At 66.9% G+C, this 22,312-nt stretch carries 37 protein-coding genes and 1 tRNA gene; 9 read left to right on the top strand and 29 right to left on the bottom strand.

What is annotated here, in order from left to right; all coding sequences use genetic code 11:
• Positions 1–9 precede the first annotated feature (9 nt).
• Entirely contained in the window at positions 10–444 is a 435-nt protein-coding gene (locus tag JL108_RS14485; protein ID WP_205198931.1) for a hypothetical protein, read from the top strand.
• A gap of 127 nt (positions 445–571) precedes the next feature.
• On the opposite strand, the gene JL108_RS14480 is transcribed toward JL108_RS14485, so the two are convergent.
• The gene (locus JL108_RS14480) at positions 572–1,186 is read right to left on the bottom strand and encodes a hypothetical protein (RefSeq protein WP_205198930.1); all 615 of its coding nucleotides are present in this window, start codon (positions 1,184–1,186) and stop codon (positions 572–574) included.
• 583 nt (positions 1,187–1,769) lie between these two features.
• On the opposite strand from JL108_RS14480, the gene JL108_RS14475 reads away from it, so the two are divergent.
• From JL108_RS14475 to JL108_RS14460, 4 genes are all read left to right on the top strand, one after another.
• A complete protein-coding gene (locus JL108_RS14475; protein ID WP_205198929.1) occupies positions 1,770–2,102 on the top strand; it encodes a hypothetical protein in 333 nt (110 codons plus the stop codon).
• Between the two features lie 40 nt (positions 2,103–2,142).
• On the top strand, positions 2,143–2,667 hold the full coding sequence (locus JL108_RS14470) for an HNH endonuclease (protein ID WP_205198928.1): 525 nt from the start codon (positions 2,143–2,145) through the stop codon (positions 2,665–2,667).
• A 785-nt stretch (positions 2,668–3,452) separates the two neighbouring features.
• On the top strand, positions 3,453–4,010 hold the full coding sequence (locus JL108_RS14465; protein ID WP_205198927.1) for a hypothetical protein: 558 nt from the start codon (positions 3,453–3,455) through the stop codon (positions 4,008–4,010).
• Positions 4,011–4,457 carry a hypothetical protein gene (locus tag JL108_RS14460; protein ID WP_205198926.1) on the top strand — a complete coding sequence of 149 codons (447 nt, stop codon included), beginning with the start codon at positions 4,011–4,013 and terminating at the stop codon, positions 4,455–4,457.
• A 252-nt stretch (positions 4,458–4,709) separates the two neighbouring features.
• On the opposite strand, the gene JL108_RS14455 is transcribed toward JL108_RS14460, so the two are convergent.
• The 23 genes from JL108_RS14455 to JL108_RS14345 all read right to left on the bottom strand — a co-directional run bounded on the left by JL108_RS14455 (position 4,710) and on the right by JL108_RS14345 (position 14,327).
• Positions 4,710–4,940, bottom strand: coding sequence for a hypothetical protein (locus tag JL108_RS14455; protein ID WP_205198925.1), 231 nt, complete (start codon positions 4,938–4,940; stop codon positions 4,710–4,712).
• 19 nt (positions 4,941–4,959) lie between these two features.
• Positions 4,960–5,172: a hypothetical protein gene (locus JL108_RS14450; RefSeq protein WP_205198924.1), complete on the bottom strand. Its 213-nt coding sequence runs from the start codon at positions 5,170–5,172 to the stop codon at positions 4,960–4,962.
• Entirely contained in the window at positions 5,172–5,336 is a 165-nt protein-coding gene (locus JL108_RS14445) for a hypothetical protein (protein ID WP_205198923.1), read from the bottom strand. Before JL108_RS14445 ends, JL108_RS14450 begins: the two co-directional genes overlap by 1 nt.
• Positions 5,333–5,722 (bottom strand): hypothetical protein, encoded by a 390-nt coding sequence (locus JL108_RS14440; protein ID WP_205198922.1) that lies wholly within the window; start codon positions 5,720–5,722, stop codon positions 5,333–5,335. Before JL108_RS14440 ends, JL108_RS14445 begins: the two co-directional genes overlap by 4 nt.
• 340 nt (positions 5,723–6,062) lie before the next feature.
• Entirely contained in the window at positions 6,063–6,257 is a 195-nt protein-coding gene (locus JL108_RS14435; RefSeq protein ID WP_205198921.1) for a hypothetical protein, read from the bottom strand.
• The gene (locus JL108_RS14430; protein WP_205198920.1) at positions 6,254–6,610 is read right to left on the bottom strand and encodes a hypothetical protein; all 357 of its coding nucleotides are present in this window, start codon (positions 6,608–6,610) and stop codon (positions 6,254–6,256) included. The genes JL108_RS14435 and JL108_RS14430 overlap by 4 nt, the downstream gene beginning before the upstream one ends.
• Complete coding sequence (locus JL108_RS14425) at positions 6,607–6,903, bottom strand: hypothetical protein (RefSeq protein ID WP_205198919.1); 297 nt, start codon at positions 6,901–6,903, stop codon at positions 6,607–6,609. Before JL108_RS14425 ends, JL108_RS14430 begins: the two co-directional genes overlap by 4 nt.
• Positions 6,900–7,061, bottom strand: a complete 162-nt coding sequence (locus JL108_RS14420; protein WP_205198918.1) for a hypothetical protein — start codon at positions 7,059–7,061, stop codon at positions 6,900–6,902. The genes JL108_RS14425 and JL108_RS14420 overlap by 4 nt, the downstream gene beginning before the upstream one ends.
• Positions 7,062–7,213: 152 nt before the next feature.
• On the bottom strand, positions 7,214–7,399 hold the full coding sequence (locus tag JL108_RS14415) for a hypothetical protein (protein ID WP_205198917.1): 186 nt from the start codon (positions 7,397–7,399) through the stop codon (positions 7,214–7,216).
• Entirely contained in the window at positions 7,396–7,812 is a 417-nt protein-coding gene (locus JL108_RS14410; RefSeq protein WP_205198916.1) for a helix-turn-helix domain-containing protein, read from the bottom strand. Before JL108_RS14410 ends, JL108_RS14415 begins: the two co-directional genes overlap by 4 nt.
• Entirely contained in the window at positions 7,809–8,114 is a 306-nt protein-coding gene (locus JL108_RS14405; RefSeq protein ID WP_205198915.1) for a hypothetical protein, read from the bottom strand. The genes JL108_RS14410 and JL108_RS14405 overlap by 4 nt, the downstream gene beginning before the upstream one ends.
• Positions 8,114–10,015, bottom strand: a complete 1,902-nt coding sequence (locus tag JL108_RS14400) for a DNA cytosine methyltransferase (RefSeq protein WP_205198914.1) — start codon at positions 10,013–10,015, stop codon at positions 8,114–8,116. Before JL108_RS14400 ends, JL108_RS14405 begins: the two co-directional genes overlap by 1 nt.
• Positions 10,012–10,218 carry a hypothetical protein gene (locus JL108_RS14395; RefSeq protein ID WP_205198913.1) on the bottom strand — a complete coding sequence of 69 codons (207 nt, stop codon included), beginning with the start codon at positions 10,216–10,218 and terminating at the stop codon, positions 10,012–10,014. The genes JL108_RS14400 and JL108_RS14395 overlap by 4 nt, the downstream gene beginning before the upstream one ends.
• Positions 10,218–10,355 carry a hypothetical protein gene (locus JL108_RS14390; protein WP_205198912.1) on the bottom strand — a complete coding sequence of 46 codons (138 nt, stop codon included), beginning with the start codon at positions 10,353–10,355 and terminating at the stop codon, positions 10,218–10,220. Before JL108_RS14390 ends, JL108_RS14395 begins: the two co-directional genes overlap by 1 nt.
• A gap of 24 nt (positions 10,356–10,379) precedes the next feature.
• A complete protein-coding gene (locus tag JL108_RS14385) occupies positions 10,380–10,820 on the bottom strand; it encodes a RusA family crossover junction endodeoxyribonuclease (RefSeq protein ID WP_205198911.1) in 441 nt (146 codons plus the stop codon).
• Positions 10,817–11,041, bottom strand: coding sequence for a hypothetical protein (locus tag JL108_RS14380; protein WP_205198910.1), 225 nt, complete (start codon positions 11,039–11,041; stop codon positions 10,817–10,819). The genes JL108_RS14385 and JL108_RS14380 overlap by 4 nt, the downstream gene beginning before the upstream one ends.
• Positions 11,038–11,361, bottom strand: a complete 324-nt coding sequence (locus JL108_RS14375) for a hypothetical protein (protein WP_205198909.1) — start codon at positions 11,359–11,361, stop codon at positions 11,038–11,040. Before JL108_RS14375 ends, JL108_RS14380 begins: the two co-directional genes overlap by 4 nt.
• A complete protein-coding gene (locus JL108_RS14370; protein ID WP_205198908.1) occupies positions 11,358–11,669 on the bottom strand; it encodes a hypothetical protein in 312 nt (103 codons plus the stop codon). Before JL108_RS14370 ends, JL108_RS14375 begins: the two co-directional genes overlap by 4 nt.
• A complete protein-coding gene (locus JL108_RS14365; protein WP_205198907.1) occupies positions 11,669–11,986 on the bottom strand; it encodes a hypothetical protein in 318 nt (105 codons plus the stop codon). Before JL108_RS14365 ends, JL108_RS14370 begins: the two co-directional genes overlap by 1 nt.
• The gene (locus tag JL108_RS14360) at positions 11,976–12,122 is read right to left on the bottom strand and encodes a hypothetical protein (RefSeq protein ID WP_205198906.1); all 147 of its coding nucleotides are present in this window, start codon (positions 12,120–12,122) and stop codon (positions 11,976–11,978) included. The genes JL108_RS14365 and JL108_RS14360 overlap by 11 nt, the downstream gene beginning before the upstream one ends.
• Positions 12,123–12,202: 80 nt before the next feature.
• Positions 12,203–13,354 carry a hypothetical protein gene (locus tag JL108_RS14355; RefSeq protein ID WP_205198905.1) on the bottom strand — a complete coding sequence of 384 codons (1,152 nt, stop codon included), beginning with the start codon at positions 13,352–13,354 and terminating at the stop codon, positions 12,203–12,205.
• Entirely contained in the window at positions 13,354–14,136 is a 783-nt protein-coding gene (locus JL108_RS14350; protein WP_205198904.1) for a hypothetical protein, read from the bottom strand. Before JL108_RS14350 ends, JL108_RS14355 begins: the two co-directional genes overlap by 1 nt.
• The gene (locus JL108_RS14345) at positions 14,133–14,327 is read right to left on the bottom strand and encodes a helix-turn-helix domain-containing protein (protein WP_205198903.1); all 195 of its coding nucleotides are present in this window, start codon (positions 14,325–14,327) and stop codon (positions 14,133–14,135) included. The genes JL108_RS14350 and JL108_RS14345 overlap by 4 nt, the downstream gene beginning before the upstream one ends.
• Positions 14,328–14,418: 91 nt before the next feature.
• On the opposite strand from JL108_RS14345, the gene JL108_RS20615 reads away from it, so the two are divergent.
• The gene (locus JL108_RS20615; protein WP_205198974.1) at positions 14,419–14,718 is read left to right on the top strand and encodes a helix-turn-helix transcriptional regulator; all 300 of its coding nucleotides are present in this window, start codon (positions 14,419–14,421) and stop codon (positions 14,716–14,718) included.
• Here JL108_RS20615 and JL108_RS14335 read toward each other — a convergent pair.
• Together JL108_RS14335 and JL108_RS14330 are read right to left on the bottom strand one after the other, a co-directional pair.
• Positions 14,680–14,752 (bottom strand) — tRNA-Lys (locus tag JL108_RS14335). The two genes, JL108_RS20615 and JL108_RS14335, sit on opposite strands and share 39 nt — an antisense overlap.
• A gap of 58 nt (positions 14,753–14,810) precedes the next feature.
• Positions 14,811–15,677, bottom strand: coding sequence for an alpha/beta hydrolase (locus JL108_RS14330; RefSeq protein WP_307837277.1), 867 nt, complete (start codon positions 15,675–15,677; stop codon positions 14,811–14,813).
• A 37-nt stretch (positions 15,678–15,714) separates the two neighbouring features.
• Between JL108_RS14330 and JL108_RS14325 the strand changes: the two genes are divergently transcribed.
• The 3 genes from JL108_RS14325 (at position 15,715) to JL108_RS14315 (ending at position 19,277) form a co-directional block, all read left to right on the top strand.
• On the top strand, positions 15,715–17,442 hold the full coding sequence (locus JL108_RS14325) for a glycerol-3-phosphate dehydrogenase/oxidase (protein WP_205198901.1): 1,728 nt from the start codon (positions 15,715–15,717) through the stop codon (positions 17,440–17,442).
• A 162-nt stretch (positions 17,443–17,604) separates the two neighbouring features.
• Positions 17,605–18,141 carry a nucleosidase gene (locus JL108_RS14320; RefSeq protein WP_205198900.1) on the top strand — a complete coding sequence of 179 codons (537 nt, stop codon included), beginning with the start codon at positions 17,605–17,607 and terminating at the stop codon, positions 18,139–18,141.
• 77 nt (positions 18,142–18,218) lie between these two features.
• Positions 18,219–19,277, top strand: a complete 1,059-nt coding sequence (locus tag JL108_RS14315; RefSeq protein WP_205198899.1) for a hypothetical protein — start codon at positions 18,219–18,221, stop codon at positions 19,275–19,277.
• Positions 19,278–19,425: 148 nt separating this feature from the next.
• On the opposite strand, the gene JL108_RS19995 is transcribed toward JL108_RS14315, so the two are convergent.
• The 3 genes from JL108_RS19995 to JL108_RS14305 form a co-directional block, all read right to left on the bottom strand.
• Positions 19,426–19,557 carry a putative transporter small subunit gene (locus JL108_RS19995; RefSeq protein WP_240191088.1) on the bottom strand — a complete coding sequence of 44 codons (132 nt, stop codon included), beginning with the start codon at positions 19,555–19,557 and terminating at the stop codon, positions 19,426–19,428.
• A complete protein-coding gene (locus JL108_RS14310) occupies positions 19,557–21,239 on the bottom strand; it encodes a hypothetical protein (protein WP_205198898.1) in 1,683 nt (560 codons plus the stop codon). The genes JL108_RS19995 and JL108_RS14310 overlap by 1 nt, the downstream gene beginning before the upstream one ends.
• A gap of 463 nt (positions 21,240–21,702) precedes the next feature.
• Positions 21,703–22,308, bottom strand: a complete 606-nt coding sequence (locus JL108_RS14305) for a histidine phosphatase family protein (protein ID WP_205198897.1) — start codon at positions 22,306–22,308, stop codon at positions 21,703–21,705.
• Positions 22,309–22,312: the final 4 nt, after the last annotated feature.

The following is a 22,312-nucleotide window of genomic DNA, read 5'->3' as shown; positions in this document are numbered from 1 at the left end:
TGCGGGGCCATGAGGCAACGTTGGGCGTCGCTGGACATCAAGCAGAAGGTGGCCGTGATCGTCGGTCTCGTGGCCGTGCTCGGGGTGGTCGGCCTGGTCCTCCCGGACACGGAGGACCCGGCCGACGCCGACACCCCCTCGTCGGGCGGACCGGCCGACGCTGGCCCGGGCCTGGCCGAGCAGGTCGAAGCCGCATTCGCTGAGTCCTACGACTGGCCCGACGATCCGGCGTGGTCGAATCTCGTGGGCTTCGATGACTGGGATGCGCCGCGGGTCACCGTCGTGACGGATCTCGCGGACAAGACCGAGAACGAGGAGACCGCGATGGGCTACTGCAGGGCGGTCACCTCGGTGTCCTCCAGCGTCGATGCCCGCTTCACTGGCGTGTACGTGACGGCCGGCGAGGGCGGCGCGTTCCTCGCAGAGTGCGATGCGGCGAGCTGATGGGCTGGTTCCGTGGCCGGTGTCAGGTGTGCCGGATCAAGACGCAGTACCGCAAGATGGACCGCAGCGGTGGACTGCGGTGGATCTGTCATGAGTGCAAGCGCGGCCTGGCGATCAGCTCGCATCGTCAGTAGAACGACTGAACATCGACGCGGAGCGAAGACACGAGCTGGTCCGCGATATCCTCGAATGCTTCGCCGGGCGTGAGCGCCGTGTCCTCCGGATGATTCCTGCGTGGGAGCATGGAGTAACTCATGATGACGTAGGCATATTTCAAGGTGGCCTCTTTGGCGTCACCTGCGGCTTCGGCGGCCTCGGCCTCGGCCAGCTGACGGTTAGCTTCTGCAACAGCCTCCTCGATCGCGTCTAGGTAACGTTGCAATGCGTCTCGGGTAGCTGGTGACCCGAACGTCGCAACATACCCGGGCGCTTCGGTTAGCGCGTCTACAAGACGTTCATGGACCGGAAGTTGTCTTACCCCTTCGTCGTCCATCCAGGGGCTTGTGCGACGCGCAGTAACCCGCTCGATCTCCGTGACTGCGGAGACGAGCCGCAAAAAAGGCTGGACGGCGATCTCCCTGCGAGCGTCTGCCAGCGCATAGTCCCTGTTCTCACGACGTTCTTTCGTCGCAGCCTCGTTCTGTTTCTTGATGGTCGTGACTGTTACGTACGCCGTGACGATTGAACCCACGATCGCGACGGACGTGGGAAGTGCCGCCACCGCGACCGTGTTCCAATCCATACCGTGATTAGACCATCCGTCGCGCCGCCGAGTCAGTATCGCTTGATATCGCTTGCGGCGACCCACAGACCGGGGACCTGTAGCCGCCGGTCGCCAACCTCAAGGTGGACGTGCTGGCCGCGCCAGCGATCGGCGTCGCCGTCGAGCCATGTCTCGCCGTCGCGCTCGAAGACGACGTGGAAGGTGACGGGGATGTGTCGCGGCGGGTGGGGATGCCGTTGGCGTGTTTCTTGCCGGTCAGGGGGTCGGTAAACGGCCAGGACGCGTTGGTACCTGTGCGTCGGGTGTTTCCACCGGCGCCTGGTACTCGTCTCCCTTGGCCGTGATCTCGCCCGTCGGCAGTCCTGCGTGGCTGGGGGTGTGGGGCTCCGGGGTCTGCTGGGCGATGGCGACGAGGGTGATCGAAGCAAATGTAAGAGGCAAGCCACCACTCGGGTCTCCTTCCAGGGCTGGTGAATCGGTGGTGAATAAGCTTGGCCCACTCGCCGCATGCGCATGCCGCGGTCTCAGCCGAGCCTTTGCCAGCCCGGCGCATTTCCGGAAAACCTCCACTGTCCAGCGCGTGTGCCCTTACGCTTTCGTCATGACGATGTACCGAATCGATTTCGATCATCACACCTCGATTCATCCTCGTGAGTACGGTTCCGCGCATGACGCTGCGGAGGCGGGGATCCTCCTAGGTCGCGGCCCAGGCGTGGTCGTCGAGTTGCCCGGCGGTGGTGTAGCGGCGAGCTTCGATAAGACAGTTAGCCTCGACGGCCCCCGCATAGATCCGTTCTGCGAGGAGTGCGACATGCGTGTGCCGACTGAGTGGGTGACGCTTTCTGACGGGGACGAAAGCGGGGGCCAGGCTAGGTTCCCAGAGCATCCGATCTCAAGGATCTGCGAGGCGAAGCACATTATCGAGCTGGGATGACGGGCGTCGCCGAACCAAGAACCGACTGGAGAGTGTTCTGATGGCAGATGAGCGTCCCACAATTCCTAAGCCGATAGAACGCCAGGTCAAGGTAGAGGCGGGTCATCGTTGCGCGATACCGACCTGCCGAGGCACCTCAGCACTGGAGATTGCGCACATCATCCCTTGGAGCAAGGTCAGGTCCCACACCTTTGAGAACTTGATTTTGCTGTGCGCTGTCTGTCATACCCGCTACGACAACGGCGAGATCGATCGGCTCGCGATGAAGCAGTACAAGGCGAACCTCGCGGTTCTCTCCAACCGTTACGGTGAGTACGAACGTCGTGTGCTCGAAATCTTCGCGGGCCACGACCGCACCGATGACATTGTCTTGACGCTGCCCGCTGGTAGGGACCTCGACCTCTGGTACCTGTTGGCGGACGGCATCCTGAGGAAAACATCGTTCCCCGGTTTCGATGATCGGGGAATGCAGCGCGTTGGCGACTCGGGCACGGAAGACTATGTACTCACACAGCCAGGGAGGGTGCTCGTCCGGTCGATCCGCGAGGCTGGCTCCATCGAGTGAGGCGACATGGCGCTGCATTGATGCTATTCGCCTGGTCGAGCTGATGGTCGGGTAGCCGCGAGGCAACGCACGAAACCGCCCCTCACCCAGTTCGGGTGAGGGGCGTCGTCCTCGTCCTTATCGTGTTGGCTTGGAGGCCGTGGGCTGACGGTGCCAGCGATCGAGTTGTGTCGTCGGGTCTCATTCCGCTCCTGACTCTGTTGATTGGTCAGGTCGGCAGTTCGGCTGCTTCGGAATCGTCCAACGAGCAGGCGTTGCAGCGCCGCCGGCTCGAGCTCGAGCACGAGGAGCGACGAGACGAGGCTGCCGCAATACGAGCTGAGCAACAGCGGCGCGAGGACCGAGAACGACGACAGGTTGAGGAGTCGCAAGCGGTGGTGTTGGAGGCGCTTGAGGCGACTTCTGCCCTTGCGCCGGCCCCCGCTCTGAGTCTTGCTAGTCCGACTGGTGGCATTCCTGGGGCCGAGATGGGGCGAGCGAGGGTGGCGTTGTTGAGGCTGGACCACGCGTCTCGAGGCCTTGCCGACCGAGAGCAGCTCGTGCGCGATGTCTACATGGTGCTCAACGCAATGGAGGTGGCGCTGGAGGCGCGGAGCCGGGGCACAGTCTTCTTGAAGCATTGAATGCATTCGAGCGCTATACCGTTGAGGAGACTACGAGAGTCAACCAAACAGGAGACGGCGACGACCGGGCTTGAGTGGATTTCGCCAGTTGGCTGATTGCGCCGCAACGCAAGGTGTTTCAGAGGTAGTCTCTTTTCCATCACTCGCAGGGATTGGAGCAGGATGGATTGGTCAGCGGTAATTCCGGAGGCGGTCGGAGCCTTCTTAGGTGCGAGTCTGGCGGGCGTTATCGCGTGGAGGATCGCCAGGTCACAGATTGCGGCTGAGAAGACCCGCACAATCGAGAACGAGCGACGAGCTGCTTTCGGCGCGTTTCTTGGTGCCGTCCATGCTTTCAATGACGTGATCCGCACTGATGAAGGCGACATGGAGCAGCTGCGGGCGGCACATCTTGAGATCGTGCGGGCACAGCAGGTTTGGTCAATGTACCTGCTCCCTTCCGATGGTGACCTGGGAGACTGGGTGTTTTCGATCGTCTCTCGCCTTGCGGACCTGGCGATGGAGGTCTTCCGGCGAAACGAGCATCCGGTCGACCGGCTGTTGGACTTTTTCTCAGATGGCTCTGAGTCGCTAGAGTTAGTCAACGGAATATTCACGTACGGGGTCGATCTGCATCGGGAGGGTGGCGACGTTTCGGGGGCGCGGGATTGGTTCATGAAGAAGTCGGCCGTGGCTATCGAGGATCTGAAGCCGAGCAGGCTGAAGAAAACAGGCTCATGAATGGATTTCTGTGATGAAGCGGGTGTCGGCGTGCTAGCCCTCGGGGGCGTTGTTCTAGGTGCGGTGATTGCGGGGATTTTTTCGCTGCTGAACAACCGTGCCGCAGATCGAAGATCGAACGAGCAGTGGAGAAAGAACCGTGTGCTCGAGTTTGCTCAGAGGGTAGCTGCGCTAGGCAGCGAGGGGCATGCCGCAGCTCTAACTGGTCAGATTTCGACCTATGAGTTGGGAGAGTCCCAGCTCGGCACGCTCCCCGCATCCTGGGAAGGGGACATGCAAGCAGCAATCTCTGGACTGCGAATGCTCGCGTCGCCGGAGATTGCGGCCTCCGCAGAGGTCTATCGGAGCGCGGTGGAGAACATCGTGACTGACCCGAGTCACGCTCATATGTCGACGCTGCCGGAGCTGCGAGACGAGTTTCTGGATGAGGTCTCGAAGAGCCTCTAAGCAGCGAGGCCGTGCCCTCTTCCTGCCTCGGCGGCTGGGAGCGTTCATGGCTGGTCTTTCCGGTCGATGTGGGTGAGTACGGATAGTCCTCGACGCTGACGACCCACGTGTGGCCGCCGAGCAGCCACCGCTCGTCAAGGGTCATCGTGTCAATCATGGTCGCTGTCGGGCTGGCCTCTGGGCGCATGCCGGGATAGACGAGCACGGGGGTGTCGGCTGGGAGATCGGGCCTTGGGCCGATTCCGGTGGCGCTCAACGCTCGTCACCCCGATCCGCGGCGACGAGGAAGCGGCCGACGCGCTCGCGCCAGCCGTAGCCGTTCAGGTAGCCGGCTCGGGGCGAGCTCTCCTCGGCATAGGTGTCCCTGAGCTGATCAAGCTCGTTCCTCGGCACAGCCGCCCGATCATCGGCCAGGACGTGAACCTCGCGGACGGAGTCCACCTCCTCGACCCAGCAGGCGATTCCCTGGCCGTAGGCGCTCAACCGTAGTACCCGATCACCCTCACTCCAGTAGGTGCCCAGTGCCCCCGTTCACCTCGACCGGACGTGCCTCCTCCCGCGACGACGGGATCAGGGACAGGTCCGGACCGTCGGGCTCTGAGCCCTGGTCGACAGGCCCCCATTCGCCCTCGGTGACCGTGCGAGCCGCGACGGTCGAGCCGGGGACGAACTGCTGCATCTCCTCAGCGTCGGCGGAATTCTCGCTGACGCACATCAGGCCATCGCCGTAATCGAGCGCGTACTCGATGTGGCATCGGCGGCAGCGAGCGCCGCGGCGAGCCCGTCACGGACACGCTCGCCTTCCCGTCCTTCGAGGTCGGCAACGCGCCATGCGTGCTTGAACGCTTCGATCTGCTTGGGTGTAGGTGTCGTGCTCATCGGCCCTCCTCGGCGGCCAGGGAGCGCAGCCACTCAGCGAACAGCGCACGCGCACGGTGTGTGGTGAGGCTGCCCACTGCGGCGACAACCCCTATGCGGTCTCCGACCGGGTGCGCTTGGAAGAATTCGCGCTCTGCGTCAGTTACTTCGCGGGAGGGTGTCTCCGTGATCCGGTTGATCTTCTCGAGCTCCTCGGCAGCGGCCAGCAGCGGCGAAGACACCGGCGGGGTGGGCTCGCCGGGGAGCTGGACGGCGGCCGCGGCGCGGTCGACGAGCGACTGCAGGAAATCACGGGGTCGCGCCAGGTCGGCGGGGATGCTGTCGAACCGGTCCTCCTCGAGTTCGATGTTCCGGTCGAGGTAGCCGATCTGGATACGGACGTGCATGGTGGTCTCCTTCGGTTTGGGTGGGGCAACGGGGATCCCGGGCGGCGGAGGCACTTCTATGCGCACCTGGTAGCGCGGGCCGGGCTCGCCACAACGAGCACACCGGGACCTGGACGGTCGGTCCCTGTCCGGCGCGTGGCCGAACCACCGGCAGATGAGGTTCACGGCAGATCTCCGAGCGCTTCGCGGAGCGCGGAGCGGAACCACTCTTTGCCGTCGGCAGCCTCGTCGCTCACCCCGCAGCGTTCACAGGTGCATGGGATCGGGGCACCGCGGAAGGCACAGTCGTCGCCGCTGCCGTCACAGAGACCGTCCGCGCACCATCCGCAGACCGGGCCGCTCATGAGGACGCCCCGGTAAGGGTGCTGATCAGCCAGTGCGCGGCGACTTGCTCCGCGACGGTCGGGGACCATCCCTCGCGTTCGAGGCGCTGCCTCATGCCCCGTGCCGACTCCTCGAGCACGGCGAACATCTCCTGCATCTTCGCCAGATCGGAAGCGAGCTGGACCTCAGGCTGGTCTTGCTTCTTGGTCACGACGACCGCCGATCGGGCACGGGCAGGCCGAGATCGCGGCGCGCGTCGTCGGCGACCGCCCGGATATGGCCGAGGTCGTCGTCGAGCGTGCGGAGCACGCGGGCGTTCTTCGTCGGGATCGTGATAGAGACCGAGCTGTAGAGCCCGGACAGGATCGTGTCGATGTCGTACTCGGCAAGGATGTTGAACGGCAGCACGAAGTCGTCGATGATGACCCGACCGCGCTGGTGGTCGATGGCGATGTTCTCGACCGCGAACGGGCGATGCTCGGAGGACGACGGCGGGGCGGGGATCGCCTCGAACACGACATCCCGGCGGGCGCGGCGTCGGTGGAACCAGTCGAGCGCGCTCACTGGTCTGCGCCTTCGTCATCGCCGCCCGAGCTGGCCGGCGCGGGCAGTGCATACAGGTGCCACACGAACCCATCCGGCCCCGGCGATGTCGCCAGATGCTCAGCGCCAGAGGGGATCTGCTCGCCCGCCTGGAACGCGGTCACGAGCGTCGCGACCGGCTCGGTCTCGTCGCACTCCTCGATCCACACGAGCAGGGCCCAGTTCGCGCGCTCGGTGTGGAGCACGCGGCCGGCGACCTGGATCTCGTGCTCGTGGCCGTCGATGGGGATCGACAGCTTGGTGACCGTCTTCACCGCAGTTCTCCTTCGAACGAGTAGATGGACGCTTCGAGGCCTTCGAGGATCAGGCCGGCGCCGGTGCGCGCGAGGGTTTCCATCACGCGCAGCAGGTCGGCGTCGGACGGGACTTCGACGCTGAGTGAGACTCGGCGGGGCTCGCGGTCTTCGCTCATCGGTCGACTCCCAGTACTCGGGCGGCTTCCTCGACCTGGTCCCAGGCGGTTCGGTCGCCGCCGTGGCGGTCGGGGTGCGCGGCGGCGCGGGCGGTCGTCAGCCGGCGTGCGGAAGATCGTCAGGTCATCCAACGGACGGATCGTGTACGTGATCATCGGATCAGTACCCAGAGGACGGCCAGCGCGACGGTAGCCACCAGCCAATGCAGAACCGGCAAATCTCGGCTGATGCCTGCCCGCTGAGCCGCGAGTAGCATCGTCATATTCGCCAGAGTGAACGCGCCCGACCCAACGATCAGCACGATCAGCACGTCGGGGAGGCGGTCAAGGATGGTCATCGGATTTCTCCTTCGTAGGGTTCTTCATCAGGCCCGAGCAGCCCAGGCCACTCGAGGAAGTCAGCCGGGATCGTCAGCCGGTACACATCGGCACGGCCGCGGACACGCTGCGCCGAGGTCCGCTCGATCAGACCCATATCCACCAGCCGGCGACGATTGCGGCGAATCGTTCGCGGATCGCAACGCAGGACCCGCGCCACCCGCTCATCGCCCGGCCGGACCTCGGTGCCGTCCTGGTCGGCGTAGGTTCCGAGCGTCATCGCGAGCATCCGCAGTGGCGTCGGCAGTGGGGCGCGTCGCAGCATCCGCTCCCACGTGAACCTGTCCACCACGACGTTCCCCGCGGGGGTGACTTCTCCGGTGGTCTTCGGCACGGCGGTCAGGTGTCCTCTGCTGCGAGCGGTGGCGGTCATACGGGCGTACCCTCGGGTCTCTCGCGCCAGCCGATCGTGAACGGCCCGAGCACGGCCGAGTTGGCCTCGGCCAACACCCGGGCGACCCGGACGGCCGCCTTCAGCTGGACACCCTCACGGACGAGCAGCACGAGCCCGGCGATCACCCGGACCTCATCGGTCGAGTAGACGAGACGGTGGCCGGTGCCGGCGCGGTCGTTGAGAGCGTGGACGTATCCCGCGGCGGTCCAGTAGTAGAGCTGGCTGTGGCTCGCCCCGGTCGCGTCGAGGACGTCGCCCGCAGCGATCGCGTGAGATCGCATCAGGCCGCCCCTGCCCAGGCCTCGAAGACCACCATCGTGAGGTCACGGGGCGACGGCGGCGTGACGGCGTTGCCGGCCATGCGAACCCGCTGCCGGCGCGTGCCGCGCCACCGATACCGGGCGGGAAACGCCATCCCCGCGGCGATCTCGTGCGGCTCGAACATGCGAAAGAGGCAGTCGTCGACCAGCGCCTCGGCGGCCTCGATGTCACCGGGCGTGATGAGCGACTGATGGCCCGACGTGGTGAAGGTACGCAGCGGCTCACGCACAGGGGTGGACATCTCGGCGCCGCCGTTGTTGTTCCGCATCACCAGGGCGTGCTTGTCGATCGTGGTGACGGTGCCGAGCGGTTCGCTGGTCGGCTTGGCATGCGTGCTGCCGGAGTAGTACGGAGTCACGAGACCGTATGCGTCGCGGGTGGTAAGCGAACGTAGCGCCTCGTCGGTGGGGCGGGCGTCGTCGTTCCAGGTGCCCCCGGCAGGGGTGACGAGGCCGTGGTGGTTGCCACCGGCAGTGACCGTGCTCATCGGGTCAGCGACAGGCCGGGCGTCCGAGGAGCCGCCACGGAGCTCCGCGACGAACGGCTGGACGAGAGCCTTGCCGGTGTCGTTGGCCGTGAGCGTCGACATGGGCTCGTCGATGCCACGGGTGCGGTACTCGAACCGACGATCGAGCATGAACGGGAGCGTCGTCAGCGACATGTTGCCGCCGTTGGCCGTCATCGTCCGCAGCGGCTCGTCCGGCGTGGTCGTGTGCCGTCCCGGCGCGCCGCCTTCGATGCCGTAGTGGCGGGTGATCAACGCTGTCTCCGAGCGGGTCGTCTGCGTCCGCATGGGCTCGTCGACCGACCGCGCCGTCTTCCCGTCGCGACCCTCCACCGGAACCGCGAGCGCCTTCGCCTCGGTGGTGTGCAGCGTCGTCAGGACCTCCTCGGTAGGCCGGACGCGGTAGTAGCCATCGGGGCGGCCGTGGGCAGGGTGCTTCGGGTTGGCGGCGTCGTAGGTGTTGCCGGCCGCCTCGACGACGGTGGGACGCCAGTAGCGGGCGATCCCCGCGGCGATCCGGCGGCGGGTCTTCTCCGCCAGCGGCTTCGCCCGATCCCCGATCCGGGTGCCCTTGATGGTCCAGTCGATCGCGGTCGCGGCGGGCAGCCACGCCGGCTCCACCTCGGTCCCGCACGAGCCGTGGACGTAGACGTACTGGGCGCGGTAGCGACCGACCGTGCGGCCGGGCTTGAACGCCTGAGCCGCCTCGATCACCTCGTCGCAGCGGGTGCAATAGGCGCGCGGGCGCAGTGCCTTGTCGAGGTCGGGGGCGCGGACGTCCTCGCGCCAGGCCACGATGTAGAGCCGATCGCGGGACTGGGGCGCCGGGTCGCCGCCGAGGTGCGCGTGCATGCTGTTGAGCGAGACCACGCGGAATCGATATCCGAGCTTGCGGAGATCCTGCCGCCACACGTGCCAGGCGAGCCGGTACTTGGCCTGCATCGCGATGTCGACGACGTTCTCGACGATCACGTACTCGTAGCGGTGGTGCTCGGTGAACCGCAGCACGTCGAACATCAGCAACCGCGAGCGGGTCGCAGCGTCGTCCGACAGCGGGTCCTCGAACAACCCTTCCTCGATCGCGGGAAGCTGCTTGCCGTTGCCCTGAGACCACTTCGTACATTCCGGCGACGCCCACAGCATCGTCGTGCGGGGGAAGAACCGCGGATCTTCTAGGTGGAGGTCGACGCAGGCGTGGTCGGTGTCGGGATGGTTCTCGTTGTGCGTCTCGACGGCCAGCTTCCAGTGGTTCGCGGTCATCTTCACCGTCACACCGCCGAGGTGGACCATGCCGACCGTCGCGCCCCCGGCACCGGCGAACAGATCGGTGACGGTGAACTCAGATGAGGCTTTCATGCTGGCGTGGGGAACAAAGAGCGTCGGCCGAGATCCGGCAGCGTCAACGGCGACAGCTCATCTAGCATCCGCGCGGTGGCCTCGGCGCACGCGCTCGTCGTCCGCGCCGTCGCCGCCAGGTCAGCGTCCTCGGCCACCTGCTCCACCGCGCTGTTAAACACCGCGGCGTCCGTGACGGCCCACGACTCCACCACGTCACGCATCAGCTCACGCAGATGCGCGATGTAGGGGTCGCGACCCACACGCCGCAGGCGCGGCACCCGATGATCCCGATGCGGCTCGTGGGGGAGTGGCCGTCGAACAGTGCGACGAGCTCGTCGATGCGAGCGAGAGGCTTCATGGATGGTCCTTCCGGACAGGGTGGCTATTCGGTGGTGGGGAGGGGCGCGACGCGGATCGCGGCACCCTCGGTGCGGCCGTCCGGCGCGTACCGCTTGCGGACGTTCAGGACGGCGGCCTGCGCGTCGTCGCGCCAGATGCCGGCGTCCGTGAGCGCATCACCGACAGCTCGGACGAGCTTGTCGGCGTCCGGCTTGGCGTCGCAGTAGACCGGCGGCGCGTCGCCACGGAGCTGGTCAGCGAACCGGCCGGTGCGGTAGTGCCGCTTCGGCCGCTTGAGGAAGAACGTGACGGTGAGCCGAACCGGCCCGTCGAGTGGTTCGCCCTGGTAGTGCTCGCGGGCGGTCTGGACGATCGCGGCGCGCCAGCGCCGCAGGGCGGCGGGGGCGTCGTCGATGAGACGACCCCGCGCGATCTTCTTGGAGCCCTGCGACACCGGCGTGCCGTAGACGACGAACTCGATCACGCGATCTTCTTGAGCGTGTTCAGGACGACAGCGGACAGACGCGCGATTCCGGTGCCGAGGTGGTCGATCATCTGCTTCATGCCGTCAGCGAGTTCGACGTCGTCGATCTTGTCGTCGGTCATCGCCTTCAGGAGAGTGACCTCAATGGCGCTGAGACTCTTCGACCTCTCCAACTGTTCGATCTGCTCGGCGACCTGAGACTTGGTATCCGCGGCGTTCACAGCTCGGGCTCGTCTTCCTCATCGACGTCCTCGAGCGGCAACGGCGTGCGCCCCGTCCGCTGAGTGATCGCCTTCTCCACCAGATCCCGCACACGAGGATCGGTGTCCTGGATCGGGCTCATCGGCTCGAACTTCCGCAGCCGCACGTGCGGCTGGACCAGCCCGGTGTCCGTGTTGGTGACGATCTTCGGGACGTCGTAGACCACGATCGCCGCGCGCAGCTGAGTCGGGTCTTTCAGCAGCTCGTCGTGCTCGTCATCGAGGCCGTTGAAGTCCTCATTGGCGGGCAGGGCGGCGGACAGCTTCACGGTGTTGCTCATCGGGTATGCCTTTCGGGTTGGGGTGTCTCGTACTCGAACAGGGTTGGAGGGGGCTCCGGCGGCCGCTTGTTCTTCCGGCCCCGGCGGTCGGAGAATCGACAGGTGGCGTGGTGCGGCATGTAGACGACCCACTCGTCCGGCGGCTTCTCGTTCTTGTGGAGGACGCGGCCGACGAGCTCACGGAGGTCGCTCATGGTCGCGGCGACGTTGCCGTCCTCGTCGGGCACGGCGTCGACGGGGATACGCCGGCCGGTGTCGAGATTGGTGACGAACTTGATGGGGTTGCGGCACTTCTTGCAGGCGGCCATCACTCACCGCCACGCAGCGGCGTCACCGAGTCGATGTGCGTGACGTCCTTGAGTAACACCATCCGGAAGACATGTCCGCACTCGACGCACGTGATCATCGCAGCCAGATGGCTGAGACTGGCCAGCGAAAGTTCAAGGTGCTCTTGGCAGGTGAGCAGGTCGTATCGGAAGCCGCAGCACACGTGATGCGCGACGACCCGATGGGTTGCGGGCACCTCGCAGCGATTACCGTCCTCGGCTTCGTGCTCGCAGATCGGCTCCCAGTCGAGATGCTCGATCCGCTCGAGACTGCCGCTGGTGATCGCCTCAGTAGTCATCGGGATCACCGCACTCGCACTCGTGTGGACGCTCGGCCGTCCGGTCGTCGGTGCCGAGCGCGAGCAGCAGCGCCACGATCACCGCGGCCGCGAACCCGAGGAAGACGCCGAGCAGCAGATAGACCAGCGCGCTCATCGACGGTCACCCGCCCGCCCAGCCGATCGTCACCGCGAGAGACGCGAGCACGGCCAGCAGCAGCCACGTAGCCAGCGGCGTCATCCCTCATCACCACCGGACTGCTGCTCCCGGTGAGCCTCGGCCGCCTTGAGCACGTTCTCGAGGTCCTCGCGCGACTCACACGGCACGAGCGTGTCGATCACATGCGACGCCTCGCGCTTCGTCATCTCCTTCGATGACGGCACTTCGCGGCCGATGATCTGCTGCACGATCCACAGCCGTTCGGCGCGATCCTTGACCCCGAGGCCGTTGAACTTCGCCACGAGCGAGGTCACCTGCGGATTCGTGGCCTTCGGTTCGGCGGGCGGCTCGTCCTCGTCGGGAGCGGGCTCGTCGACCTCGACCTCCGGCTCAGGCTCGGGGTCGGGTGGCGGCGCGGCAGCTTCGCCACTACCAGCACCGCCACCCCTCGGCTCAGGGGCCGGCGGTGGCTCCGGAGCCGGCGGCTCGGCGGGGGCAGCCGAGACGTTCTGGGGAGGCTTCGGGGCCTCAGGCGCGGGCGGCTCGACGGCCGCCGCAGCCTTCTTCTTCGCACGGCTCACGGTCTTCTTGGGCGTCACAGCAGACGCCTCGCCACCCTCGACAACAGGCGCCTGACCGGGCACCACCATCACGTCGTCGAACTCTTCGGTCGCGGCGAGACCGTGGATCACATCGGGGAAGATCATCCGGCACAGCTCGGCCGTCGCGCGGGCGAGCAGCATCTGTCGGGGGTACGCCTGCCAGTTGAACTTGCCGCTCAGCTTCGCCCGCTTCGCGTCATCGAGCGTCCACGTGACCGCCGACCAGATGTCCGAACCCTTGCGGCGACCAGTCACCGTGACCTTGGCCGACGTCGACTCGGGGATGCCGATGTCATGGCCGTGCTGCAGCACCAGCGCACGCATCGCCTCCGCGCTCATACCGACGCGACCCTCGACGTTGTGCAGCTGTGTGAGAGCGTTCATCGGCCCGAGCCCGACCTCACGGCCGTACAGCACCCGCGCAGCCGTCGCTGGCACGTTGCCGCGGATATCCTTCGGCACCATGTCGGACTGCGCGATGACTCCCGACAGCTCCCCGACCTCGGCCAGGACCGACGTCCACGAATCAGTGGCCGCATCCCGCAGATCCCGCCGGGTCACCAGCTCGTCGTCCACCCGCACGATCTCGTGCGACGGCTGCTCCTCATAGCGTTCGATCTCGCTCATCAGGCCACCGCCTCGAAGTCATCGAGCTGCAACGCCGCACCGAGTGCCGGCTGCTCCTTCACCTGATCCATCCACCACGCCGTCGCCTGCAGATACTGGAACTGCCGCCAGAGCTGGTCACGGTCCTCGATCACCGGCACCAAACGCACAGCGTCCGGCATGATGTGAGCGATATAGAGCGCCGAGATCTCCGGCATCGGCTGCTCCGACTCCGGCCCGTCCGGCTGCCAGATGTCACAGCGGGCATACGCCTCAAGCTGCAACGCCGCGTCGTCGTACACACCCTTGCCGGTCTTGAGGTCCAACATCACGGACTCGTCACCGATCCGCCCGATCCGTGCGATCGAGTCGAGCGTCCCGGCGTACGCCCGCGTCGTGCTCCCACAGGGCGCCTCGGTCGCGGTGACGGTGACGTCCCACTCGTCGAGGAACCGGGCATAGGCCTCGACCGGGCCGCGCAGCTCATCGGAGACCTCGACCTCCTGGCCGTGCGACAGCCTTTCGCCGAGATCGTGAATCTGGGTTCCGCGCAGCGCGGCCGCCTTCGTGGTGCTCCAGCGGGCATCCTGCAGCTCCTTGAGCCGCTTCGACGGCGGCAGGTCAGCGAGCTCCTCCCACCGGTCGACAGCGGACTCCGCAGTGACGTTGGCAGCCCAGTTCACGAGCGCCGGCTTGGGGAGCGCGTTGAGGATGCTGGTGACGCCGCGGACCTTCTGGCCGTCGATCGTGTAGCCGTGACCGCGCCCGTAATTGCGGCGCTTGAGCCGGGGCTGGGCGCTCATGCCTTGCCCGCCATTTCAACGCGGGCCCGTTCGACAGCGGCGCGTTCGAGTAGATAGGAGCCGGTGCGACCGGGGAGCTTCTGCGCGGTCGGCAGGCTTCCGTTGCTGATCCGGTGTTGCACGGCCCGTGTGCTGATGCTGAGGATCGTCGCTGCCTCGGCGACGGTCACAAGGTCGGGTGGATTGCTCATGGCGGCTAAGTTACGCGATAACGTAACTTAGACACAATCGTGCCGCGCCGACTTTCTTGCGCAACTACGAAATCTGTCGTAACTTCGACACATGACCACTTCCCTGCATGAACGCGTACCCGAGTGGACCCGGGGCGACCGACTGCGCAAGGCGCGGTCCGTCACGGGCCTGACCGTCAGAGAGTTCGCCGACGAGATCGGCATCTCGCCCAAGTCGGTCAACAACTATGAAGGCGATCACGTGGAGCCGCGGAAGGTCGTCATGAACGCGTGGGCGCTGCGCACGGGCGTGCCGGTGCAGTGGTTGGAAACAGGAACGGCCCCGGTCGATGGACCAGGGCCGGACGGAGAGTACACCCCCAGGGACTCGAACCCTGAACCCGCTGATTAAGAGTCAGCTGCTCTGCCAATTGAGCTAGGGGTGCAGTGCGCTGTGCGCGAGATAGAACATTACCGCATCGCGCCAACGCCATGCCAATCGGGTCAGCCGGTGTGAGCCTCTAGCCAGGCGAGGAGGTCGCGGGTCACCTCGTCGCGATTGGTCTCGTTCAGGATCTCGTGTCGCGCCTCGGGATAGACGATGACGGTGACATCGGTGAGCCCGGCCTCCCGGTAGCGCGAGGCGAGCAGCTCGATGAGGTCTCCGCCGCCGGCCAGCGGGTCGTCCGAGCCCGAGGCGAGGAGCAGCGGCAGGTCCGGCCGGATACGTCCGAGCACCTCGGGATCGGCGAGGCGCGGCCCGCCCGCGAAGAGCGCGGGCACCGTCGTCTCGGGGAGGTCGAAGCCGCACAGCGGGTCCGCCACGTACAGGTCGACCTCCGCGTCGTCGCGGCTCAGCCACTCATAGCCCGTGCGGTGCTCGAAGGCGGCGTTGAAGACGCTGAGGTCGGCGGCCGGGGCGTCGGCCATCCCGGCCGCGATCACGTCGATCGCGGTGGAACCGGACAGGATGACCCCGTCGTACAGGTCCGAGCGTTCGACGAGCACGTGCTGGCCGGCGAAGGACCCCATCGAATGCCCGAAGAGGAAGACCGGGAGACCCGGATACTCCGCGCGGATACCTTCGCCGAGCTGGACCACATCGCGCCACAGCCCTTCGAATCCCGCCTCGCCGAAGTCCCCGGGCACGTCCGCGATCGTGCGTCCGTGTCCGCGGTGATCGGAGCCGACCACATGGAAGCCGGCGGCAGTGAGCGCCTCGGCGAAGCGACCGTATCGGGCCACGTGCTCGGCGAGGCCGTGCGAGATCTGCACCACGCCGCGTGGCCGCTCGGCATCGGAGTTCCAGGTGGTGGTGGCGACCCGCAGGCCGTCCTGGTCGGAGAGGTAGCTGGAGGTCAACGGGCTCACACCGACAAAGTAGCCGATTCCTGGTTCACTGGAAGGCATGCGATCGGTTGCCTTGTCCCCTCAGCAGCGACGTGATGCGATCCAGGCGATGGCCGGCGAGCCGCTCGACGTCCTGGTCATCGGCGGAGGGGTCGTGGGCGGCGGTGCGGCACTCGATGCCGCCACCCGTGGACTCAGCGTCGGACTCGTCGAGGCGCGCGATTTCGCTTCCGGCACCTCGAGCCGTTCCAGCAAGCTCATCCACGGCGGCCTGCGCTACCTGGAGATGCTCGACTTCCGGCTCGTCGCCGAGGCGCTGGCCGAGCGCGGTCTGCTCATCGAGCGGCTCGCCCCCCACCTCGTCAAGCCGGTGCCCTTCATCTACCCGCTCACCCATCACGTGTGGGAACGGGTGTACGCGGGCACCGGCGTGCTCATGTACGACTCGATGGCCGCCCTGTCGGGCCGGTCGCGCGGCGTGCCGCACCATACCCATCTGACCCGCCGCGGGGCCCGCAAGCGTATGCCCGCCCTGCGCAAGGACGCCCTCGTCGGCGCCCTGCACTACTACGACGGCCAGGTCGACGACGCCCGGCACACCATGTTCCTGTCGCGCACTGCGGCGGCCTATGGGGCGCACGTCGCCAGCCGCACGCGCGTCGTCGACTTGATGCGCGAGGGCGACCGGGTCGTCGGCGCCCACATCAAGGACCTTGAGAGCGGCGATGTCCACGAGGTACGAGCCAAGCAGGTCATCAACGCGACCGGCGTGTGGACCGACGAGACCCAGGGCATGGCGGGGGAGCGAGGCCAGTTCCACGTGCGCGCCAGCAAGGGCATCCACCTCGTCGTGCCCCGCGACCGCATCCGGGGCGAGTCCGGTCTGATCCTGCGCACCGAGACCTCGGTGCTCTTCGTCATCCCGTGGGGACGGCACTGGATCATCGGCACCACCGACACGGACTGGGATCTCAGCAAGGATCACCCGGCGGCCAGTGCCAAGGACATCGACTACCTGCTCGAGCACGTCAACCGGGTGTTGGTCGAGCCGCTGACCCACGACGATGTCGAGGGCGTGTACGCGGGTCTGCGTCCGCTGCTGGCCGGCGAGTCCGATGCCACGAGCAAGCTCTCGCGGGAGCATGCGGTCTCGACCGCGACCAAGGGTCTCGTCGTCATCGCCGGCGGCAAGTACACGACCTATCGCGTCATGGCGAAGGACGCCGTCGACGCCGCGGTGGACGCCATGGCGGTCCAGCTGGATCGCAAGGTGCCCGCCAGCTGCACCGAGGACGTGCCGCTGCTCGGAGCGGACGGCTACGAGGCGATGTGGAACCAGCGCACGGCGCTGGCCGCCCGTCACGGTATCGGCGTCGGACGCATCGAGCACCTGCTGAACCGCTACGGATCGCTGTCGCTGGAGGTACTCGATCTCATCGCCGAACGCCCCGATCTCGGCGAGGCGCTGACCGGCGGTGACGACTACCTGCGTGCCGAGGTCGTCTACGGGGTCACGCACGAGGGTGCCCGGCACCTGGACGACATCATCGCGCGTCGCACCCGGCTGTCGATCGAGACCTTCGATCGTGGCACCGGGGTGGCCGAGGAGGTTGCCGAGCTGATGGGCGAGGAGCTCGGCTGGAGCGATGAGCAGCGCGAACGCGAGGTCCACCATTACGTCAAGCGGGTCGAGGCCGAGCGGGAGAGCCAGACGATGCCCGATGACGAGACCGCCGACGCCGCGCGCAAGGGAGCCCCGGACGTCGTCCCGGTCGTCGAGCGCTGATCTGAGGAGTAAACGGCTGTCGCCGCGGCGCTGCGTGTCCAGCCCGCGAGTGGTGCACATTCGCCCCGCTTCGGCCGTTTCGAGGGCGAATTCGCACCACTCGCGGATAGGCGGCGGGTAGGTGAGCGGACCGGTGGAGTCGAGAAAGGCTAGCGTGTCGGGGTGACGACTCTCGTGGTGGCCGCGCTCGCCTCCGAGGCGGCCTATGTCCCGGCAGGCATCCCGCTCGCGATCACCGGTATCGGCAAGGTGGAGGCGGCATCGGCGACGGCGCTCGCGATCTCCCGGCATGCGCCGTCCCGCATCGTCAACATCGGCACCGCGGGAGCGCTGCGCTCCGGGCTACGCGGCATCCATCTCCCGTCCCTCGCGGTCAACCACGATCTCGACGCGCCCTCGATCCGTGCCCTCGGTGCCGAGGCGATCGACGAGATCGCGATCGAGGACGGTGACGGCACCGTCCTCGCGACGGGTGATCGCTTCGTCTCCGATCCGATGGTGAGGGATGTCCTCGCGCAGCGGGCGTCGCTCGTGGACATGGAAGGATTCGCCGTCGCGCGGACCGCGGCAGTGATGGACGTCCCGGTGCGACTCGTCAAGGTCGTCAGCGACGCCGCCGATGAGAGCGCCCTGGAGTGGCCGCAGGTCGTGGACCGCTGCGCCCGGCAGCTCGGCGACTGGCTGCGCACGAATCTCTGAGACGTCGACCCAGCCCCGAAAAGCGACGGTCTAGTCCGGTAACGTGGGTGACTCGATTTCGCGACGAAGGAGCATCGGTGTCATCCTCAGCTCGACGTGTCCTGGCCGCCTCGGCGGCACTCTCCCTGTCGATCGGCCTTGCGGCCTGCGGGGATGGCGACGGCGATCCGGATGAGGATCTTCCCGTTGCCGAGGCCGATCTCGCGGGGGTCAGCAATGTCGTCCGTGGCGTGCAGACCGAACCGATCGAGGCCGACGACGACACGAGGGTGCAGGCCCCGGGGTTCGCGGTCGATATCACCGCCAGCACGATGGTCCGGACCCTCAACGTCGATGCCTACGAGGACATCACCGGCGACCGGCCGGAGGCCGAGGAGGGAGAGGAATCGCCCGAGGAGGTGCGGGCGGCCGACGGGTATGTCTTCGTCGTCGCGGACTACGAGACCTCAGATCCCCAGTGGCAGCCGCAGGACGTCGCGCCGGACAGCGAAGGCCGTCTCGTGGTCGACGGTGCCGTGGTGACGAGCGTCCTCGACAGCGAGGAGTCGGTACGCCAGAGCGGCACCATCGTGGTGAGCGTTCCCGAGGATCACGACTCCGAGTCGGCGGTGCTCGAGGTGGAGACCGATGGCGCCGTGCAGACGGTGAGCCTCGTCGACGGCACCCGGGTGGAGACCGATGTCCCGCAGGCCTATCCCGGTCCCGTGGAGGTCGAGGTGGCCGATGCCGAGCGGCTGGACGCCACCTTCGATCACTGGATCGGCGGGGAGACCGCTGTCCAGGGCGAGGTCGTCGGCGCTATTGCCACGCCGTACCTGCCCCGTGAGCACGGAGGGGACGGCTGGGCCGCGCCGGATCAGCGCTTCGTGTCGGTCGACGTGGACTGGAGCCTCAACGAGAGCGTGACCTACGACCGCACCACCATGCGCTTGGAAGCACCCGACGGCACCACGTTCCAGTTGGTCAACAAGCCGAGGACGCTCGTCGACGTCTTCGGCGATCCGGCCGTGTTCCAGGTGCCCGCCGATCTCGACGAGCTGACGGTGGTCATCGACCCCGCCTATCAGAACGGCGTGGTCAGCGATGCGCCCACGCTGGAGTTCGACACGATCACCGCCACGCTGCGGATCGGCTGAGGGTGACGCCCCCGGAGCGGTGACCTACGCACGTCTCGCTGCGGTTGAGAGGTGCGTAGGTCACCGCCCAACCGAGGGAGAGGTGCGTAAGTCACCGCCCAACCGAGGGAGAGGTGCGTAAGTCACCGCCCGGGGTGGAGCCGCGGGATCAGATGAGGTCGTGGCCGGAGCGTCGCGCCTCGCGCCATTCGGCGAAGAACGCGCGACCGATGACACCCATCACCACGAGCACGACGATGGGCCAGACCAGGACATAGACGGTGAGAGCGAGCGTGGTCATCACGCCTCCTTCGCGGGTTCGGGGGTGGGGTCGAGACGGGGGTCGTCCCCGTCATCGAAGTTGCCGGTGCGATCGCGGATCAGCGCGAAGTCGAAGCGCTCGGTCTGCCCCACCGACATCGCCCAGCAGACGACGGTGCTGACGGCGTAGGCGACGAGCGACGCGCTGAGCGTGGCGTAGTCGTGCAGGAAGCCGATGACGAACGGCGCCGACACGAGCGCGGCCACCACGCCGACGATCTTGCCGACCCGGATGCCGAAGAAGCCGAAGGACATCAGGCCCAGCACGACGCCGATGCCGATGACCGAGAGCACGTCGACGAGCAGTCCGATCCCGCCGGACATCGGGATCCACCCGAAGCGCACCGGGAGGAACAGGGCGAGCGCGGCGATGACGGCGGTCGTGAACGCCTTGTTCGTGACCTTGTCCCAGTAGAAGCTCGCGAGCACCGGGAACACCAGAGCGCCCCACAGCGCTCCGACGAAGACCAGTAGATCGAGGATGTTCAGCTGCAAGCTGGCGAACGCGACCGCCGCTGCCGTGGCGACCACCATCGTGATGCGCCCGACGAGCAGCATCGTCTTCGGATTCGCCTTCTCCTTGCCGGCGACGTTCTGGCCGTAGACATCGGCCATCATGATCGACGACAGCGCGGCGAGATCGGAATCGGCGGTCGAGGAGAGCGCGCCGATGATCATGATGAAGAACACCGCCAGGAGGATCGCCGGCAGATAGGTCGCGGCCATCTCGGGAATGAGGTTGTTGATGTCGCCGCCGGTGGGCTCGAAGCCGAGGTAGAGGGCGAGCACGCCGAGCATGCCGACGCCGATGACCATCGCGCCGTAGCCGATCGTGGCGGTGATGAAGGTGGGTTTGATGAGGTCCTCGCGCACGGCGAACAGGCGCTGAGCGATGGTCTGGTTGCCGATCGCGTAGGCGAGCACCGCGGCGATGTAGGGGGCTCCCTGCCCGAGGAAGGCCTCACTGGAGAAGAAATTGCCCTGCTGCGGGGTCAGGTTGGCCGCGCCGGTCTCGAAGGCCGCGGGGAAGCCCGCGGCGAAGAAGATGAAGGGCACGATGATGGCCACGGCACCGAGCATCGCCATCACCTGGACGAAGTCGGTGAGCACCGAGGCGCGGAAGCCCGACCAGAGCGAGTACAGCAGCACGCCGCCGGCGACCGCGACCACACCCTGGATGAAGGTGAAGGGAGAGAGCATCGCGATGAGCACGCCGCCGGCGATGAAGTTCGACATCAGGCTGATGACGCTGCCGACGACATTGGATCCCGCGAGCATGAGCTGGCTCGAGCGGCCGTGCCGGGCGTGCATGACCTCGGCGAGGGTGTGCGCCTTCGGAGCGACGGAGCGGATGCGCTTGCCGAAGGGGTAGATGAACAGGATCATCAGGGCGCCCCACAGGCCGTAGTGGATGGGTCCTGAGATGCCGTAGGTGTACCCCGAGGCCGCCGATGCGTACATCGACGAGGCCCAGATCCACGTGGCGGTCATGCTGGCCGCGGAGATCCCGAAGCCGATCTTGTTGCCAGCGGTCATGTAGCCGTCGGCATTCTCCTGCTTCTTGCCGATACGGGTCGAGATGTAGAACGTCCCTCCGTAGAAGAACACCAGCAATCCAACGATGATCACGGCGCTGAACTGCACCGAGTCGAGGTTATTCACGCGCCACCTCCTTATTCGACGAAGTCATGGAATCCGCACGGACGCAGACATGCGTGGTCGCCGGCGCCGTGCCGTGCACGTCCGGCCACGCGGGGGCGTCTCCGCGGGCTCTCAGAAGTCGACGCGCTGATGCCCTCGGTCGATGGACCACATCCCTTCCTGCGTTCGCCTCACCGTCGTGCCGATCGCCGGCCCGTGGGCAGGCTGGAGCAGGGCATGTGGGCATGCCCTCGATCGATCAGCCGGACATGGGCGGCAGCGCTGGCGCCCTCCGTCCGGGGCCCTGGCTCGACGGCGCCGGATGGCGCGGAGCGGGCCGTGCGCGCGTCGTGGCGAGTGTCCTCGCTCGGCGCGTCCCGACAGTGCCGCGGGCTCATGCCCGCGGACGGTCCATGACATTAACACAGTCGCTCGGGGGCTTGTGACGGGCGTCTCGAAGGGGTCCTCCGGAGGCCGAGCCCGCTCAGGGGCGGAGGGTGGCGGCGAAGCCCGTCCAGCGCAGGTCCGTCGGCAGATGCGCCAGGTCGTTGAAGGTGACGAGGGCCGGCGGGAGGCCGGGACGGTATTCGATGGTGGTGAGAGCGGTGTTGGCACTGTCGAGGCCGAGCCAGCGCGCCGGCGGAGCGTCGAGGGCGTGGCGCACCAGCCAGGCGATCGGGTAGGCGTGGGTGATGAGCAGCTCGTGCGTGTCGGCGTCCTGGGGCTCCGGGCTGGCCGCGAAGCGCGCGACCAGGCCCGCCGCCATCCGGGCACCCGCCTCGGCCTCCTCCCGCTGGTAGCCGTCGAAGAAGGGGATCCAGGGGTCCGGCGTCTCGTCCGGGCTGGGGACGTAGGGGACGTGGTCGATGAGCTCGGTGGCTTCGGCGACCGGTGTCGCCGCGGGCAGTCGGCGCGCGATCTCACGCGCGCTGGCCGCCGCGCGGGGCAGCGGCGAATGCCACACGGCATCGAGCGGAAGATCGGCGAGGCGCTCGCCGAGCAGCCCGGCCTGGTGCCGGCCTGTGTCGGTCAACTCGCCGAAGGGGTCGGCATCGCCGTGGCGGGCGAGATACAGGTGACGGGTGGGCACGTGT

Source organism: Aeromicrobium sp. YIM 150415 (assembly GCF_016918125.1).
Taxonomy (GTDB): domain Bacteria; phylum Actinomycetota; class Actinomycetes; order Propionibacteriales; family Nocardioidaceae; genus Aeromicrobium; species Aeromicrobium piscarium.
This window is presented reverse-complemented; position numbering and strand designations above follow the sequence as displayed.